Origin of the sequence: Aliidiomarina quisquiliarum, from assembly GCF_023922585.1 — a bacterium.
GTDB classification, from domain to species: Bacteria; Pseudomonadota; Gammaproteobacteria; order Enterobacterales; family Alteromonadaceae; genus Aliidiomarina; species Aliidiomarina quisquiliarum.
Genome location: NZ_JAMFTN010000007.1, coordinates 15,335 through 29,778 on the forward strand (window position 1 = coordinate 15,335; position 14,444 = coordinate 29,778).

At 47.1% G+C, this 14,444-nt stretch carries 20 protein-coding genes and 1 pseudogene; 1 reads left to right on the plus strand and 20 read right to left on the minus strand.

Annotated elements, in window-relative coordinates; translation table 11 throughout:
* Window positions 1-31: 31 nt before the first annotated feature.
* The 15 genes and pseudogenes from M1L23_RS00400 to M1L23_RS00470 form a co-directional block, all read right to left on the minus strand.
* Complete coding sequence (locus M1L23_RS00400) at window positions 32-1,021, minus strand: hypothetical protein (protein ID WP_252624952.1); 990 nt, start codon at window positions 1,019-1,021, stop codon at window positions 32-34.
* Between the two features lies 1 nt (window position 1,022).
* On the minus strand, window positions 1,023-2,054 hold the full coding sequence (locus M1L23_RS00405; RefSeq protein ID WP_252624953.1) for a hypothetical protein: 1,032 nt from the start codon (window positions 2,052-2,054) through the stop codon (window positions 1,023-1,025).
* Window positions 2,055-2,069: 15 nt separating this feature from the next.
* Window positions 2,070-2,852, minus strand: a complete 783-nt coding sequence (locus M1L23_RS00410) for a recombinase RecT (RefSeq protein WP_252624954.1) — start codon at window positions 2,850-2,852, stop codon at window positions 2,070-2,072.
* Window positions 2,853-2,914: 62 nt separating this feature from the next.
* Window positions 2,915-4,132 carry a PD-(D/E)XK nuclease-like domain-containing protein gene (locus M1L23_RS00415; protein ID WP_252624955.1) on the minus strand — a complete coding sequence of 406 codons (1,218 nt, stop codon included), beginning with the start codon at window positions 4,130-4,132 and terminating at the stop codon, window positions 2,915-2,917.
* Window positions 4,133-4,178: 46 nt separating this feature from the next.
* A complete protein-coding gene (locus M1L23_RS00420) occupies window positions 4,179-4,931 on the minus strand; it encodes a M50 family metallopeptidase (protein WP_252624956.1) in 753 nt (250 codons plus the stop codon).
* Window positions 4,931-5,179 (minus strand): hypothetical protein, encoded by a 249-nt coding sequence (locus tag M1L23_RS00425; protein ID WP_252624957.1) that lies wholly within the window; start codon window positions 5,177-5,179, stop codon window positions 4,931-4,933. Before M1L23_RS00425 ends, M1L23_RS00420 begins: the two co-directional genes overlap by 1 nt.
* A gap of 93 nt (window positions 5,180-5,272) precedes the next feature.
* Window positions 5,273-5,635 (minus strand): hypothetical protein, encoded by a 363-nt coding sequence (locus tag M1L23_RS00430; RefSeq protein WP_252624958.1) that lies wholly within the window; start codon window positions 5,633-5,635, stop codon window positions 5,273-5,275.
* Between the two features lie 12 nt (window positions 5,636-5,647).
* Window positions 5,648-6,226 carry a hypothetical protein gene (locus tag M1L23_RS00435; protein WP_252624959.1) on the minus strand — a complete coding sequence of 193 codons (579 nt, stop codon included), beginning with the start codon at window positions 6,224-6,226 and terminating at the stop codon, window positions 5,648-5,650.
* Window positions 6,227-6,255: 29 nt separating this feature from the next.
* Window positions 6,256-6,534 (minus strand): hypothetical protein, encoded by a 279-nt coding sequence (locus M1L23_RS00440; protein WP_252624960.1) that lies wholly within the window; start codon window positions 6,532-6,534, stop codon window positions 6,256-6,258.
* A gap of 67 nt (window positions 6,535-6,601) precedes the next feature.
* The gene (locus M1L23_RS00445; protein WP_252624961.1) at window positions 6,602-6,949 is read right to left on the minus strand and encodes a hypothetical protein; all 348 of its coding nucleotides are present in this window, start codon (window positions 6,947-6,949) and stop codon (window positions 6,602-6,604) included.
* A gap of 28 nt (window positions 6,950-6,977) precedes the next feature.
* Window positions 6,978-7,175, minus strand: coding sequence for a hypothetical protein (locus M1L23_RS00450; RefSeq protein WP_252624962.1), 198 nt, complete (start codon window positions 7,173-7,175; stop codon window positions 6,978-6,980).
* Window positions 7,176-7,282: 107 nt separating this feature from the next.
* The gene (locus tag M1L23_RS00455; RefSeq protein ID WP_252624963.1) at window positions 7,283-7,501 is read right to left on the minus strand and encodes a hypothetical protein; all 219 of its coding nucleotides are present in this window, start codon (window positions 7,499-7,501) and stop codon (window positions 7,283-7,285) included.
* Window positions 7,502-7,511: 10 nt separating this feature from the next.
* Window positions 7,512-8,510, minus strand: coding sequence for an RNA-guided endonuclease InsQ/TnpB family protein (locus M1L23_RS00460; protein ID WP_252624964.1), 999 nt, complete (start codon window positions 8,508-8,510; stop codon window positions 7,512-7,514).
* An 86-nt stretch (window positions 8,511-8,596) separates the two neighbouring features.
* On the minus strand, window positions 8,597-8,776 hold the full coding sequence (locus M1L23_RS00465; RefSeq protein ID WP_252624965.1) for a hypothetical protein: 180 nt from the start codon (window positions 8,774-8,776) through the stop codon (window positions 8,597-8,599).
* A gap of 92 nt (window positions 8,777-8,868) precedes the next feature.
* Window positions 8,869-9,036, minus strand: a pseudogene (locus tag M1L23_RS00470) (IS5/IS1182 family transposase); the annotation flags it as partial.
* A 264-nt stretch (window positions 9,037-9,300) separates the two neighbouring features.
* On the opposite strand from M1L23_RS00470, the gene M1L23_RS00475 reads away from it, so the two are divergent.
* Window positions 9,301-10,854, plus strand: a complete 1,554-nt coding sequence (locus M1L23_RS00475) for a methyl-accepting chemotaxis protein (protein WP_252624966.1) — start codon at window positions 9,301-9,303, stop codon at window positions 10,852-10,854.
* A 126-nt stretch (window positions 10,855-10,980) separates the two neighbouring features.
* Here M1L23_RS00475 and M1L23_RS00480 read toward each other — a convergent pair whose 3' ends face one another.
* The 5 genes from M1L23_RS00480 to M1L23_RS00500 form a co-directional block, all read right to left on the minus strand.
* Window positions 10,981-11,889 (minus strand): exonuclease domain-containing protein, encoded by a 909-nt coding sequence (locus M1L23_RS00480; RefSeq protein WP_252624967.1) that lies wholly within the window; start codon window positions 11,887-11,889, stop codon window positions 10,981-10,983.
* A gap of 67 nt (window positions 11,890-11,956) precedes the next feature.
* Entirely contained in the window at window positions 11,957-12,361 is a 405-nt protein-coding gene (locus M1L23_RS00485; protein ID WP_252624968.1) for a hypothetical protein, read from the minus strand.
* 78 nt (window positions 12,362-12,439) lie between these two features.
* On the minus strand, window positions 12,440-12,718 hold the full coding sequence (locus M1L23_RS00490; RefSeq protein ID WP_252624969.1) for a hypothetical protein: 279 nt from the start codon (window positions 12,716-12,718) through the stop codon (window positions 12,440-12,442).
* A gap of 24 nt (window positions 12,719-12,742) precedes the next feature.
* Window positions 12,743-13,054, minus strand: a complete 312-nt coding sequence (locus M1L23_RS00495; RefSeq protein ID WP_252624970.1) for a DUF5983 family protein — start codon at window positions 13,052-13,054, stop codon at window positions 12,743-12,745.
* 152 nt (window positions 13,055-13,206) lie between these two features.
* Window positions 13,207-14,334, minus strand: a complete 1,128-nt coding sequence (locus M1L23_RS00500; RefSeq protein ID WP_252624971.1) for an ATP-dependent DNA ligase — start codon at window positions 14,332-14,334, stop codon at window positions 13,207-13,209.
* Between the last annotated feature and the right edge of the window lie 110 nt (window positions 14,335-14,444).

The window sequence follows — 14,444 nt, forward strand, 5'->3', positions numbered from 1 at the left end:
GGGCGCCTCGCCCAAGGCAGGGCGAGGACAGTCACACTAAAACCGGTATTCGCGGAGAATGAAGTCGTAACCCTAGCGCCATATATGTGTTTACGTAAGCGGGTAATGAGGCAACGGGCATATTAATTTGCTGCCCGCTCACACCTTCAACTCCATAAGCGCTCAATTGGCTCACGCCATTCTTCACTTGTGAAACATCTACTTCGATTGCAGGGTATTTATCTACAATCACATCACGATCAGACCCTTTTGCTAATAGCACGGGCTTTAGAAGCCCTTGTGTTGCCATTAATACACGAACGGCACTTTCAGCGTTTTTGATAGGCTCCACAATCGAAAGCTTAGGAGATAGCCGTACGTTACGGAGCGCGAGATGAAGCTTGGCCATTCGCGCAGTGTAACTCATCGCAGTCAAATCATGCCCAAGTAGTCGAATGGCATCTGTAATTTTCAAATCCCCCTGGCAGTAAAAGGCCTCAAGAACGGTGCGGCTAGAGCTGTTATTTCCAAACGCATCCATAAGTGTCGATTTTTCATTGTCGTTTAGTTCAGGTAGGCGCTTTAGCTGTCTAGCGTCATAAAGAGACACATCCTCATCGACAAGTAAAAATACACGGATACCAGCTAAAATAGGAAGGATGCTCCAGGTGTTGCTTTGTAAGTGCTGCTCAAAAAATTCATTAATGCGCAATGTTTCCAGCGGCTTAATAGATTGAAATAGTTCGGACGACGATTGAACCTCAAAGGTTTCATCTTTAATGCAATCATAGCCATAGGTTTCAATTAACCCGAGCATACGCTCAAGATGCTCGTGAGCACGCGCTTCGCAAAGCAAACGCTCAGCTTTTGCAGCTACAGCAAGAGCAACTGCACGTGAGCGGCCGACGCCTATTTCAATTCCTTCCACGGTGTAACGCCCATCCTGACCTTTTAAGCATGAAATAAGTACATCTTTGAACTGCCCGTCGTTGCACACGAGGCGGGCTTTTCGGATTGCTTGATCAGGATATGCTGTTACCACGTTAAAACGTTCCCCACTCAGTGTCGCTGAAGTCATCTTCGGCGCGTGTACTGTTTTCTGTATTCACAACACCAAAGCTTACTACATTTCGAGGAGCAGCAATTTTTTCTGCTTGCTTCTTTTTCTCTGCCTCTTTTGCAAGGAAGTCGGATTCAAGCGCCAGCACGATTGCATCGCACCCTTCATCTGGAAGATTCAACGCATTACGGACACGATTCGCTGAAGCAAGTAATGCTTTGTGGTCGTCAGCGCTTGGCTTAAACTGTTCTGCCACGGTCGCTACCAGTCGCCCTGAAAAGTCATCTTTCACGTCTTGTGTAAAAGAGTGCTGATTAAAAATCGCATAGAGCTCAGTTTCGAGAAGGTCTAATGACTGCATCATAGCGGGGTCAATATTGCGAACCCACTGTCCGGCTTCGGCGAAATGAAAAATACGCCGGTAGCATGCAGCAATTAAAGTATTGTTCCATTCGCTGGTGTCCAGCGGGTCACAACGAAATTTAGTGCGCTTGTGGACTTCAATGATTTGCTTTACTTCATGCTCAGGAATCACCAAAGTTGCGGTACGCTTTCCGTCGGTCATTGACAAGGCGGCACCACGAACGTCTGCGTGATAGTTTTGCGTAGTAGTTTGATAATGCATCGGCGCATTTGTAGCTGGCGCATCAATCAAGTCGTTACCGCGCAGCACGACGGCATCAAACGTTAATTCTGGATTGGCGCTGAGTAACACATCCTGGTAGAGCTGTGGGAGCGCATCTATGGAGGCTTGGGTTCGCCCAAAAGCATCAAATGCAGGCACCATAGAGAACCAGCGAATAAAGTCTGCCGGTTTAATGGAGGAGAAGCAGTTTAAATGACGCTCAATTTCATTGAATACGCTTTTGGTCGATACGTTATCGAGCGTAGTGTGCCCTTCGCCTTTTGATACAACGCGACCGTATTGCTGACGCACCCAATGGTGAAGTGTTTTTGCTCCCGTGTTAGAGAAGCGACGAACGAGCTCTTTGGCAACAACTTTATGGTTAGTCATGTGAACTCCTATTCGTTAATCAATAAGTGCTTGAGTGTCGCTATTAGCGGCATCCGCAGTAATACGCGGATCTTCTGACGATGAATCAATCGTGAAGTTATGAATTGGATTGAGGACATTAAAAAACATCCGCAAAATTTCAGCTTCTTTGGTAATGCGCGGAAAACGCACCCATGGATTATTCATCGATGGATCGGCTTCTCGTCGCTCAATCGCTTTGATTTCAACTGGCTCTGCGTCGAGTAAGTAGTAGCGGGCTTTTTTGCCATTTTCCTTATACATACACCATGCACAGACAAGCGGGTTGCGCATATTATCAGGGTTTGATTCATAAATAGGCTCAATAGACTGACCTTTCCATACAAAGGTATCTCCCTTGTGGACCAATTGAAGTGTAAAGTCTTCACAAGAATCCCGTCCAAAGATGAGATGTTGAATGCCTCGTTTTTTCAGCACCACCTGAAGTACCGGCATCGTTGCGTAATCAGGAAGATAAACGCTAAAGAAGAAATGCCGAGATTGTGGCAATAAGCTCAACCCTTCAGCAGCGATGTCAAACAATGCCCCACGAAGCGCTAGAGGCTCTACATCATACAAACCGACCATGCCAAATGAACGAGCGCGACGCGCTTCAATCGCGCAGGCACGATAACATTCGAGTACCGCTCGCTGGCACATTTCCAAGGTATAGGATTTACTCGGATTCCCTTTGCGGTAGGCATCAAGAATAGCGTTTGGTAGATCTTTATCTTCAAAGACCTGTTTTAAGTTAATTGGCTCTGGTTGTTGCTGATTCATAGCAATCTCCGTGTGTTCGTTATATGACTATTTAACCATTAGAAGCAAACAGCGCGATTATTTTAGATTTCGAGTAACACGGGCTCTTCAAAGTCGTTTAACCAGTTGTTGTTATCTAATCTACGCTTTAATGCCTCTAGGCTATCAATAAGCGCCTCACGCGCCTTCTCACGCTTGTTTCTACGCAAGGCGAACGGTTGGCAGTTAATGGCGTTTACGTACTCCACAGCGACGAATGTGAAGCGTTTGATGTTTACACCCAATAACTCGGCTACATAGCAATAGAACGCGTCTTGGATGTCGTATTTCAGTTCCTTTACTTGTCGCTCGAACTTCCCTGGTAATGTGGATAGCGTTGTCTTCACATCAGCTGCGGTATCAAATACGCTCAGCCAATCGAATTTTGCTTTGACCCACAAACCAGTTAATGAGCACTTAGCAATCATGGTGACCTCGGCAAACCCGTGGGATAACGCTTCCGCTGCTTTGGGGTGGTTGCGGATCACTTGAACGATTCGCATGGCATCGTCCCACATCTGTCCATGGACGGGTGCTTTTCCGCCATAAAGCGTCACTTCACCGTCTTCAGTCGTCACTTGCGCTGGCGTACCTTGCTTTTGTTTTTCTTGCTCTAAGATGAGCTCAAAGACCTCAATGCTACTATCGTGCTGACTCAACCGAATGGCTTTATCGAGCTTGCTCTCTGTTTTGGACAGCCCGTTTTGAACCAACAGCGCATCTAAGTCACGCGTTGAGGCAGAGGGTGAAACAGTCAAACTTGGATCATGGCGAAGTAGCCGCGCGCGCTTGCCTTCTTTGCCTTCTGTCATAGGAAGACCCGCTTCGCATAACGCCTGATTGATTTGCTCACAGGTATTGAGTGCATCTGGGTAATCTGCGGGCACAGGTAATCTGAAATATTCATTAAAGAACCGAACAGGCTCTAATGAAATGGCGTGCGCGATAGTGCCTGCATCAAATGTTTTCTGCTGCGCAGTGGTTACACGCCGGTCGATGTTATGAATCTCGGTTTTCGCATACCGCGTAGCCTGCTTCGCAAAGTCTTTCAGCTTGCTGGACGATAATGCAGGTAGCGCATGGTATACATCATTGGGCACACCAAAGAAGATGCCCTCAACTAGCTCATCGTTGTCCGTGAGGAAGTTAGACGTTAATTCACCACCTTCCTCTCGATAAGCGGGTTGCGCACTTTCAAACCAACGAGAATACGTCGGCTCTTGGAAAGACTGTTCGGCACATTGCTGCATCATCATCACCATCAATAAGTTGCTATTAATGGTAGGCTCTCATGAATAGCGATTAGCGCTAGTTTTTTGACTGGCGGCTTAGAGCGGGGAACAGCGACAGCGCAATAAGTGCAAGAAACAATACAAGGGCTGCTATCCAAAGTGGGTAAAGGGCATAAAAGGAAACGGATACCTGGGCAATCGCGCTAAGTGTTTTCTCCGGTGAAAGGAGAACGAAAAGTAGTAGTAGCGTAACTAAAGCAACAATCCCTTTAGCTGCCCCTTGGAAGTCTGGAGCACTTGGAACCATAAACATCGCAGTGGCCACGCATAGATACAGCCACAACCAAGACCACGGACGACCCCAATGCAGCGTTTGAATAGCACTAAAAGTTTCAGACCATACCGACCAGCCTAGAACGACAATAGATTCCAATTGAGTATCCACAAGAGGGCGACGATAAAGCAGCTCCGATGCGAGAAGGTAGGTTACACAGTAAATGAAAACTGCACCGCCAACGAAAGGGGCGATACCGATGAGCATATTCGCAAACCAGGATCGCACCGATGGCACGTAACTGTGCTCTACAAAGCCTAGAGTTCCTGATTTATCTGGCTTGAAAAGTTCAAGTCGTATGACCTTGTGACCAAAGAGCTTGCAGGCAAAAAAATGACTAAGCTCATGAATAGGGACACCGATAATCGCAAAGGGCATCCACACCTTCGCGCTGACCCTCTGAAGCATTATTGTTTGAGTTTTCACTAACAACAGAAGCGGCAACCAAAGTCCGGCTGCCGCCACAAGAAGCGAAAAGAAAGCCTCGATAATCATTATCTTTGGTTAGCTACCTTTTGGGGTTTATCAAGACAGCTTGGCGTGAAAATCAAATCAGCGTATTGGTACACAAGTTCCACGGGCAATCCACCATTTGAAGCTGCTGTATGAGTTGAAACATAGTGCTCATTGAAACCTAAGCAAGCGATACCTTCTCTTGGGTTTAACGCGCGCGAAATGTATTTGTCATGCACCAGAATATCATACGGATACCCTTGCTCCCAGTAGTCGCGACCGCGCCCCATCGCGTAGTCCAGGTAGCGCTCAATCAGGTTATCGATAGGAGCAGGCTCTCATGAGTCTAAGTTGGCACAAGTAATTTAGCAGCCGTTTCCCTCTTAATCTTTCAGCGCAAAACGCCGCAATCGCCGTGACGATTTTTTTCGATATTCAAGCTTATCGAGGTGTTTCTGCGTCAAGCTGTATGTGTTTCGTTGACTCCAGAACACGCCTTGGTTATTGGCGATATGCCGCGCTTTTAACCGCCAAGATTGACCATGATTTTCTTTGTGTAGCTCACAATGAACAGACTCTACGGTGAGCAGGTATTGAATGTCTCGAAGTGCAGACTCGTAGCTGTCCTCAAGACGCTTTACATGAAACCAGCGTCGACTTAGATAGAGTGCCGCTAGGGAAGGTATCAAAACGGCTAAAGTACTCCCTGTGGACTCGATAAGCGCAATCATAATGGAATCTGACATTACACACCTCTTTTAAATGACCTCATCAAAATAGTTAAGGACATCACAAAAGCGATGATCGTCTCGAAGCATTGGCAATAGAGCGTCGAAACATACGCTGTTAATCCACTCATCTTGGATGCACTCATTGAAATATACGGCTTCATCACGGTGGCAAAAACACATTCGACGTTCACCTTTTTCGGCTGAAAGCACCATAAAGTCAATATCTGAATCATCATCAGATGAGAGCCAACGCAACACTTTAGACACCACACAAGGCAGCGCACCGACTAATATCTCGCGTGAAAATTTCACCCCATTTTGCTCGTAAGTTTCAGGCAGCGCTTTGGTTTGTTTAAAATGCTCAACAACATAGGGCACGCATATCTCTAGCTTGAGATGGTTTCCTTGTTGTAAATCTCGATATCCTGTCAAGCGGTACTCATCGAACCATGTCGATTCGCACCGAGAGCAGTCAACCCGTTGATCACCAGTTAAGCCTTGCGATTCAAAATATTCAGCAGAAACTCCATCGCTGAAACCGCAACAAGGGCATACTAAGCCGGACTGTCGAATATAGGAATCGCTATTCATCACTGTGCTTTTCATAATTACTCTCCATAAGAACAAGGTGCGAATCAGGAAACAGATAGGCCTTTTTTCATTGATGCGCATAGGCGATTGAAGTTGATGGTTAGTTTCCTAACGACCTCATGGGCTTGGCGGTAAACACGCTTACCATGAGGGTTGAAGTTCCCTGCGACATTTACCGGAAGCCCTCTAAATTGAGCAGGAACGCCTTGATATATGGCTTTCTTTGCTCGAAGCTCTGCAATTTGAGCTTCGTGAAGCTCCTTAATCAAAGAGGCTCTATCTGATACGCGCTTCAATCGTTCTTCATAGCTTGGAATATGCATGGTCAACTCCGTTTCTTTTGATAAAACCACTATCTCACGAAACGGAACTGACGCATCTTTTTTGGACTTAAAGCCATACGTGCGCTCTATAAACACTCGGTTTGATGTTTGCATCCATTTCAAACCCGCAGAGCAATATGCCTGAAAGTGCCAATGCTAGGCTAAGTGCAACCACAGCCCGAGCAAGGCGAGCCAGTCGCGCACCTAGAAACCGAAAGGTTAAAACGGTGAGGTGCAAAGTGGTACGCACTAGCAGGTCTACAAGAAGCAGAGCAACCAGAGCAGCTAGGAACACAGCCCGAGCAAGTTGAGCTAGAAAAGTGAAACCTAGAAAATCAAACAGCTCAGTAAGCTGAGCAGCGAGTCGTGCAGCGCGCCGAAGGCGAACACGAAAGCGTTGAGTGGTAGTAGTCATGTGACCCCCTAGCGGGGATCACCCGCTCTTAAATTTGAACCCCATTCGCAGGGGAGTTATCAAAACTGCGCATCCATTTTTGGACGGCATGACCTGCTTCTTTTCGCGTCAACCCAAAGTCGGCCATAAGACTTGGGGCAGCGCCTAGTGGATTGATTAAGCCTGACGCTCGAATATCATCGAGAAATGACTTAATTTCGCTCCATTGTTCATCAACGTTTTGCATAGCCGTTCCTGTTGTTGATTTTGTATATAGTCATCATCGCATGAGTCTTATTTGCCGCAACTATTTTGGAAGTTTAGGCATTCGGGCTTTGCGCTAAAACTTGCAAATTATTCACTTGGTGAATACTTCGCTTCCCATTGGTCGTAGAGCGCCTTATCCGTGATGGTCACACTCATTCGACCCTTTGTATTCATCTGGACATAGCCCACTTCCCGCATCCGACTTTGAATAGCGGTCTTTTTTAATGCGGCAAGTGCTATGGTGGGCGCGCGTTGCAAGGCGCGACCTGCGGCAACAACAATGCGCGTTTCCAAGTCATTTGACATCCTCCCCGCCCTAAGCCGCTTCGCGGCCACGGGCGAGGATTCCTACAGCTAGACGGCGATGCCCCGCCGCGGCAATGTTCAATGCAGCATTGATGTCACGATCATTATCTAAACTATNGCACGAGCAGGTCTGGGTTGAAAACGCTTCGTTGATTTCTTCAAAGACAATACCTGCGTGAGCGCACTTGTATTCCAATATTGTCTTGATGCTACCCCAGCCGGCATCCAATACGGATTTAGCCATCTTGGTTTTCACCAATGCCAGGGGCTTAACGTTACCCACAAAGATAGCCGCGCTGTTATTAACCAGCTTGCGCGTAAATTTGTGGATGTTATCTTTTCGCCGGTTGGCGATTTTGGCGTGTATCGCCTTCACCCGGTGTTTCTTTCTGGCCCGCTGAGCAATGCCCATCTGCTGTTGCAGCTTGCGGTATTCGCCATTGGCCAGCTGCTCCCCATTGGATGCGGTAGCCGCCTCTTTACAACCCAAGTCGATACCGACCAATGCGGTACCCGTTGAAGGTTTAACGTCAACACTGACCACCACATTAAAGTACCAGCGGCCCCGTGCATCTTCCGTAAAGGATGCGGTTCTAAATTGGTATTGGGACAAGCCATAGCTATCCCAGACACTATAGTATTGGCCGTTAAAAAAGACCTGTCCGTTTTTGAATTTGGCCGCTCCAGTGTTGACCGGGACCCAGCCTAATGAACGCCGGGTGCCACCGGACTTACGCCATGATAGCTGGCGCTTTTTAAATTGATTGCGGCGGGTGACGTACTCTTTGGATAGACACTGAACCGTTTGACTGTGCAAACCCAACGCTTTCGATGCGCCATTGGTGTATTTTTGGATGTCGAAGTTGGACAAAAACACACCTCGCTCCCTGATACTCCGCGAACTGAGTTCGTTGATGTAATTCCAGACAAAGTTCACCTGCCGAGCTTGGTGATTAAGCACGGTACGGTGTTTGTCTTTAATGCGAAGTTTCAGGGTTTTGGTGTGCATACTGTTATTATATACAGGTTGATGTAGTTGACAACAAATCGGCTTACGCCGATGCGCTTATATCCCCGCCCGTATTGGGCGAGGCTTTACGCGCTACAAGGTAAATTTGAAGCGCCATAGATATTGCCTTCGTAGTACACCACATCCATGTCTTCATCCATGCTAACCGCCACAATCCCTGAGCCTTTTGCTATCGGCATTTCCGCATCCATGTTGTCTGGAACCAAAATGCGTGCAGTGGAGTCGTTTTGATGCGCTGTATTCATGATTTTTCTCCAACAATCACTGTATGTCGGAGTATCATCTCTTGAATCTGATTTAGCGCAAGAAAATTGGAAGTCTAGGGCCTGTTGACGTTTCACATGGGTAGCCAAAGGAATGCACATGCCATGGCTACCACACTTTCATAATTTCGCTTGAGTTTGTCATAGCGTGAAGCCACTGCCCGGTAATGCTTTAGCCGAGCGAAGATGTTCTCCACCAAGTGTCGGTAACGATAAAGCCCCCAGTCCATATCAGCATTGCCTTTCACTGAGTGTTAATGGCCATTGACATCGGTCATTCGCAAGTCACGCTTGTTATAGATGTCATTGTGAAGCAGAATTACTTTCAGCTTCGACCAGTGTTCATCACTGAGCATCAGTCGGGGCATAGCAAACTCGTATCGATGTTGGGTGAGATCTTCAAAGATACGAGTTTGCACTTATAATTCAATAGCTTGTGACGAAACGTCAACAGGCCATAGAGAAGTAATAATTTTTTTTGTGCACATATATTGAAGGCGACTGTTATGAAAAGTAATCGATCTGTAACTCAGCGTGAACAAGTATTCTCACCCGATGTAAAACTCATTTCGGGGACTGATTTGCAGGGCGTTATTACCCACTGTAATGATGGTTTTGAAAAGATCAGTGGTTTTTCTCGTGAGGAGTTGGTGGGCCAGCACCACAATATTGTACGCCATCCCGATATGCCTAAAGAAGCCTTTGAGGTGATGTGGCAGCACCTTAAAGCAGGGCGTCCATGGATGGGGATGGTAAAAAACCGCTGTAAAAATGGTGATTTTTATTGGGTCAGTGCTTATGTCACGCCGATCACAGAAAATGGCCAAGTCGTGGGATATGAGTCGGTGCGTTCATGCCCTGAACGCATTGATGTGGAGCGCGCAGAAAAGGCCTATGCACGCATTCGCAATAAAAGTTTTCAAGTACAAATACCTCGTTCGATCAAGCAAGTATTACTGGCTGTAGCTTTATTGATTCCAGCGGCGATTTTAGGCTACAGCCTGTCACCCATGATCAGTGCGCTGTGGCTGGCTGCAGCTTTAGTGGTCTTTGGTGCTGTATTGAATTATCAGCATAAACAGGATTTAAATGCGATCAATCACGAGCTAAAAGGTGTTTTTATGCACCCATTGGCTGTCACCACCTACACCAATCAATGCGGTATGGCCGGTAATATTACGGTGGGTGTGATGAGCTTGCGTGCGCACTTAGATACCGTACTGACGCGTATTGAAGATGCATCGCGCCATGTGACTGAAGAATCACGTCGCGGCTTAGCGTTGACTGAAACAGCGCGTGGCGAGATTATCAACCAAACGCAACAAACTGAACTGGTTGCTAAAGCGATGCAAGAAATGTCGTTGGCCATTCATGAGATTTCGGAAAACGTACAGAAAACCGCAGGGCAGGCTGATCACTCCAGTGACTTGGCCAACCAAGGTGTGGAAATTGCGCATATTACTCGTACCTCAATCGAGCAATTGCGCGGCACAGTGTCGGATATTGGTCAGGCAGTTAAACAACTGGCGCAACAAACCGATGCGATTGCGCTTGCAGCCGCTTCCATTGAGACCATTTCGGATCAAACCAACTTATTAGCCCTCAACGCTGCAATTGAAGCGGCACGTGCCGGTGAGCATGGTCGTGGCTTCTCGGTGGTGGCTGATGAAGTGGGTTTGCTGGCCTCCAATACGCGTGACTCAGCTAAGAATATTGGTCACATTGTTGAGAGCCTCAGCGCGCAAGCGGCGACCTCGGTGCTGGTAGCTGAAGAAGGCGCTGCTGATGCAGAGCTGGGTTTACAGCGTGTGGTTGAGTCAGAAAGCATGTTGCTGGGTATTGTAGAAGCGGTCAGTAAGATTTCTGCTATGTCTGAGCAAATGGCCACTGCGGTTGAAGAGCAAGCCATGGTGTCGCAAGAAGTGAACCGCCAGGTTGCGGAGATTTCTGAGCTGGCTAATCGCAGTTTAGAGCGCACACAAGACAGTGCAGAAAGCATTCGCAGCTCACAGCGTGTGTCTGAACAACTGCATGAGTTGGTCAATGGTTTTAGAGCTTAACACGCCGTCATCGCCCGCTGTGCAACCTCTCGATGCACAGCGGGTTATCAGGTTATTGCTAGGGAAGGAAAAAAATCAGAGCGACACCGAAGTATCACTCTGGTAGGCAAGATGGATTAACAAGGTTTAAAGCTGCTCTACATGAGCAATATGGCCACCGTTTGGGTAAAGCGAAGACAAAATCTCACTGACTTCATTCAGTTTATCTAAACCTTTAACGAGCGCCCACCAAACACGCGCATCACCGTCCCACTTAAAGCCGTTGGCTTTGAGTTGATCTTTCACCTCAAATGGCGCACCAAACGCCTGAATTTTGAAAGATTCCTTTTGAGCATTATCAAGCATCTGCTCAAAAGCTTTAGGCTCCACAAACAAGACCCAAATAACAGCCATGCAGTCAATGGTGGCTCGATGCGCATCATAAAAGAAGTGCTGATGCGAAGCGATTTTAGGCAAGCTCGAAGATGGGTAGCCAAGTGATTTCCAGTCAATATCACCTTTGCAAGAGCACACCCATTTCAGCCCTCTTAGCTGCGGGAACCGATTTTCGAAAAAAGCTTTGTCGAACGCGGCATTATGCGCCACGATAAACTCAATACCGCTTAAAATTTCAGATACATTGCTTGTAGGGAATGTTTGCCCTTTCAAAATATCATCGGTTAATCCTGTGACTTCGGTAATAATGCTTTCCAGAGGTCGTGCCGGTTGCTCTAGCGCGCTTAGCGACCCCAAAATGCTTGTTAATCGACCAGCGGAAGGGCTGTACGATGCACGGATAATACCTACTTCAATCGCTTCGTCTACTTCAGGGTTAAACCCAGTTGTTTCCAAATCGAGAATGGCAATCTCTCGCTCATCGCCAACCGGCTCGTTGAGTGCAATCGGGAAGGCGATATGCTTTTCTGGGTTGCCAAAAACGTCCGTCAACGGAATGCGATTCAACACAAAGTGATCGGGCCCGAGTGAGTCAGGGGTGCGCAATCCGAAAGCTTTCAATGCGCGATGAAAATTTGATGGTAATGAATTAACGGTCATAAAATATTTCCTCATGTAACGTACTGCGTTTGAAATGTTCAGCGGAAAATCGCAAGCAGAGCAATACCTATTCGCCCATTGCTCGACGAGCACACGTAAACCCAACTGATTCAGGGTAGGGGATTCCATTTTCGTTCAGGTGAAAAAATTCAAGGCGGTCATCACTATGCCACTTTACCGCAACAACCTCGCCCTCATAGGCGTCATCTGCATCGCGCTCTTCCGTATCATTAAAATCTTTTAGCGCTTCTTCGTGGGCGTCTAACGCTTCTTTACGGGTTAAGTAGAGCGCTGGGGCAGAGCGGCCTTTTTTATCCATGAAAGCACCGGTTGACCAATCACCGTTTAAGCAGTGAATGGCATCTGCGTAAAAGAATCCGTGCTTCGCTCGAATGACGTTCGCACTTGCAATGGTGTGATCTTGATTGTCACCCATGTAAATAAAAGCGGCTTGGGTTTTGGTGATACTCATCTGGCAGTCCTTGGTCAATTTGGTTGCATGAACATCATCTCGCAGAAATAGCTTCCCGCAAGTTAATTGGTAGCTCCCTTACTGATTGAGAATCGCATTTACGCGTTGCGTTACGCTCATCATCAGCGATCTGTTTTCGTAACATCGACAACCACCGTTATTCCCAACACTTTCAGGCGGTTTCATCATGCAGCTATTGGAGCCACACCCATCAGCTCGCCACACGTCATTAAGGCGTTGAAACTTGCCTGTTAGCGTTTCATGTTCATCAAGTACTTCTTCAAGATACTCGCAGACACGATTCAGCTCTTCGTTCTCTGCACGATCTACATCGCTTGGCCATACAAAATCATTCATAGTTATTTTTCCTGCGTTTAACTTTCAATCTTGCTGATAATTAATCAAAAAAGGCTCAATAGGCGCATCTTGGTCTAGCTCGACGTAGCGAAAGCCTTGTGACCGCGCCCACTGCAAAAGGGCATAAACGCTTTCACCGACTTTTCCTGAAAAGAGATCGATGAACAGAGCATTATCTTCCGGCACAATGAAGAAGTAACCGTATTCACGCGAAAAGAAGTGAGAAGGTGCTGTAGCGAAATAAGGTAGATCGGCAGCATCTTCGTTGCTGATATGCGCAGTGGAAAGTGCAACGCCAGCATTATGCTCTTTGGGTTGAATGGTAGGTTGGTTCATAGGTTGCTCTCCGTAGTTGATATAGTTCTATCATTTCACGAAGTTGAATTACCGCCAGAAATTAAGCATGAACAGTGCTATGTGGAGACTTATTTTGAATGACTGAAACTTTCAATGATGAATTGGGGAGCCGAAGCTCCCCGTGAATCGCATTAATACCCGCTAGGACGTAAGCTAATAGCCACAGGCAGGAAGGGAACCCCATCTTTTGTTTTATTGAAATATTTCACCGTCAAAGGACGACCGACAGCGGTATCCGCTTTTAAAAACGCCTCATGCTTTTGGTGCATATCACCGGGGGCGGTTACACGGAATTTACTTCCGTTACCTGCACAGCATTCGTAAATAGCGCACTGAAGTACCGTTCCGCACTTAAGGGTTCGCGGTGTTCCTTTTAACACGGACAGCACCTCAAATTCATCGTCCTGAAAGTCTTTTACCTTCACCAGCGATTTTGAGCGCTTGTTTTGGTAGGGCGAGTTTCCATCACGAACAATCGTGCCTTCGTAACCTGCGCCCACCCAGCGAGCATGAAGCTCCATCAATTCATCTTCGCTATTTGCGATATGCGTTTCGCACAAAACAATATGCTCATTGCTGTCATTAATGAGCGTTTCAAGTCGGCATAAGCGCTCTTGGTAGTTTTGATCTAACACCAAATCATAAACGTGATACTGAATCTGAGTGGTTTCGCGATGCGGCTTTTTAATAAGGGCATTGATTGTTTGTAATACTTGCCCGTGAATATAAAGCTCCCCATCAAGAATAATGCCTTCTTCTGTTAAAACATCCTCAAGGGCTGCTTTAATGTGCGGTAAGTCAAAGAACTTGCCTCCACGGCTCCAGAGCAAAATTTCATTACCCACTCGCGCTGCGAGGCAACGGTTCCCATCGAGTTTAGGCTGGGCGAATGCGGGGTAGTTAATGCGACCGACCTTAGAGAACTCATACGCCAGCATAGGTTTAGCTAGACCTAAGCCATTCGTGGCAACAGTTCCAGCTTCAGGTTGCTCGTAGCTATACCCTTTATCAATCTTTTTCCCGACTTTTGATTTAGCTTCACTGATAGCTTGCTCAAGCGGGGTGGTTTCGTTGCTTCGACCGATGTTTTTACCCTCGGTCACAGTACGGGTGTTGATTACCGGAGTACCGCCGACCACTTTGCACGCATGGGTGGTGAGTTGGGCATGACCGTTCGGTAGTGCTTCGACGATAATCTGCCATGAGCCAGTTTTGCCGCTGCTGTGATTGATAAAGAGAGTTGCTTCAAAAGCCGTCATAAGTTGCGCTCCTAATAAATGAAAGGGTAAGTCCGAAGACTGGAACCAATGTCTCACGCCTTTTAATCGACGCATCTTTTTTGGCGTCCTGGGGTTGATAGGACAATATG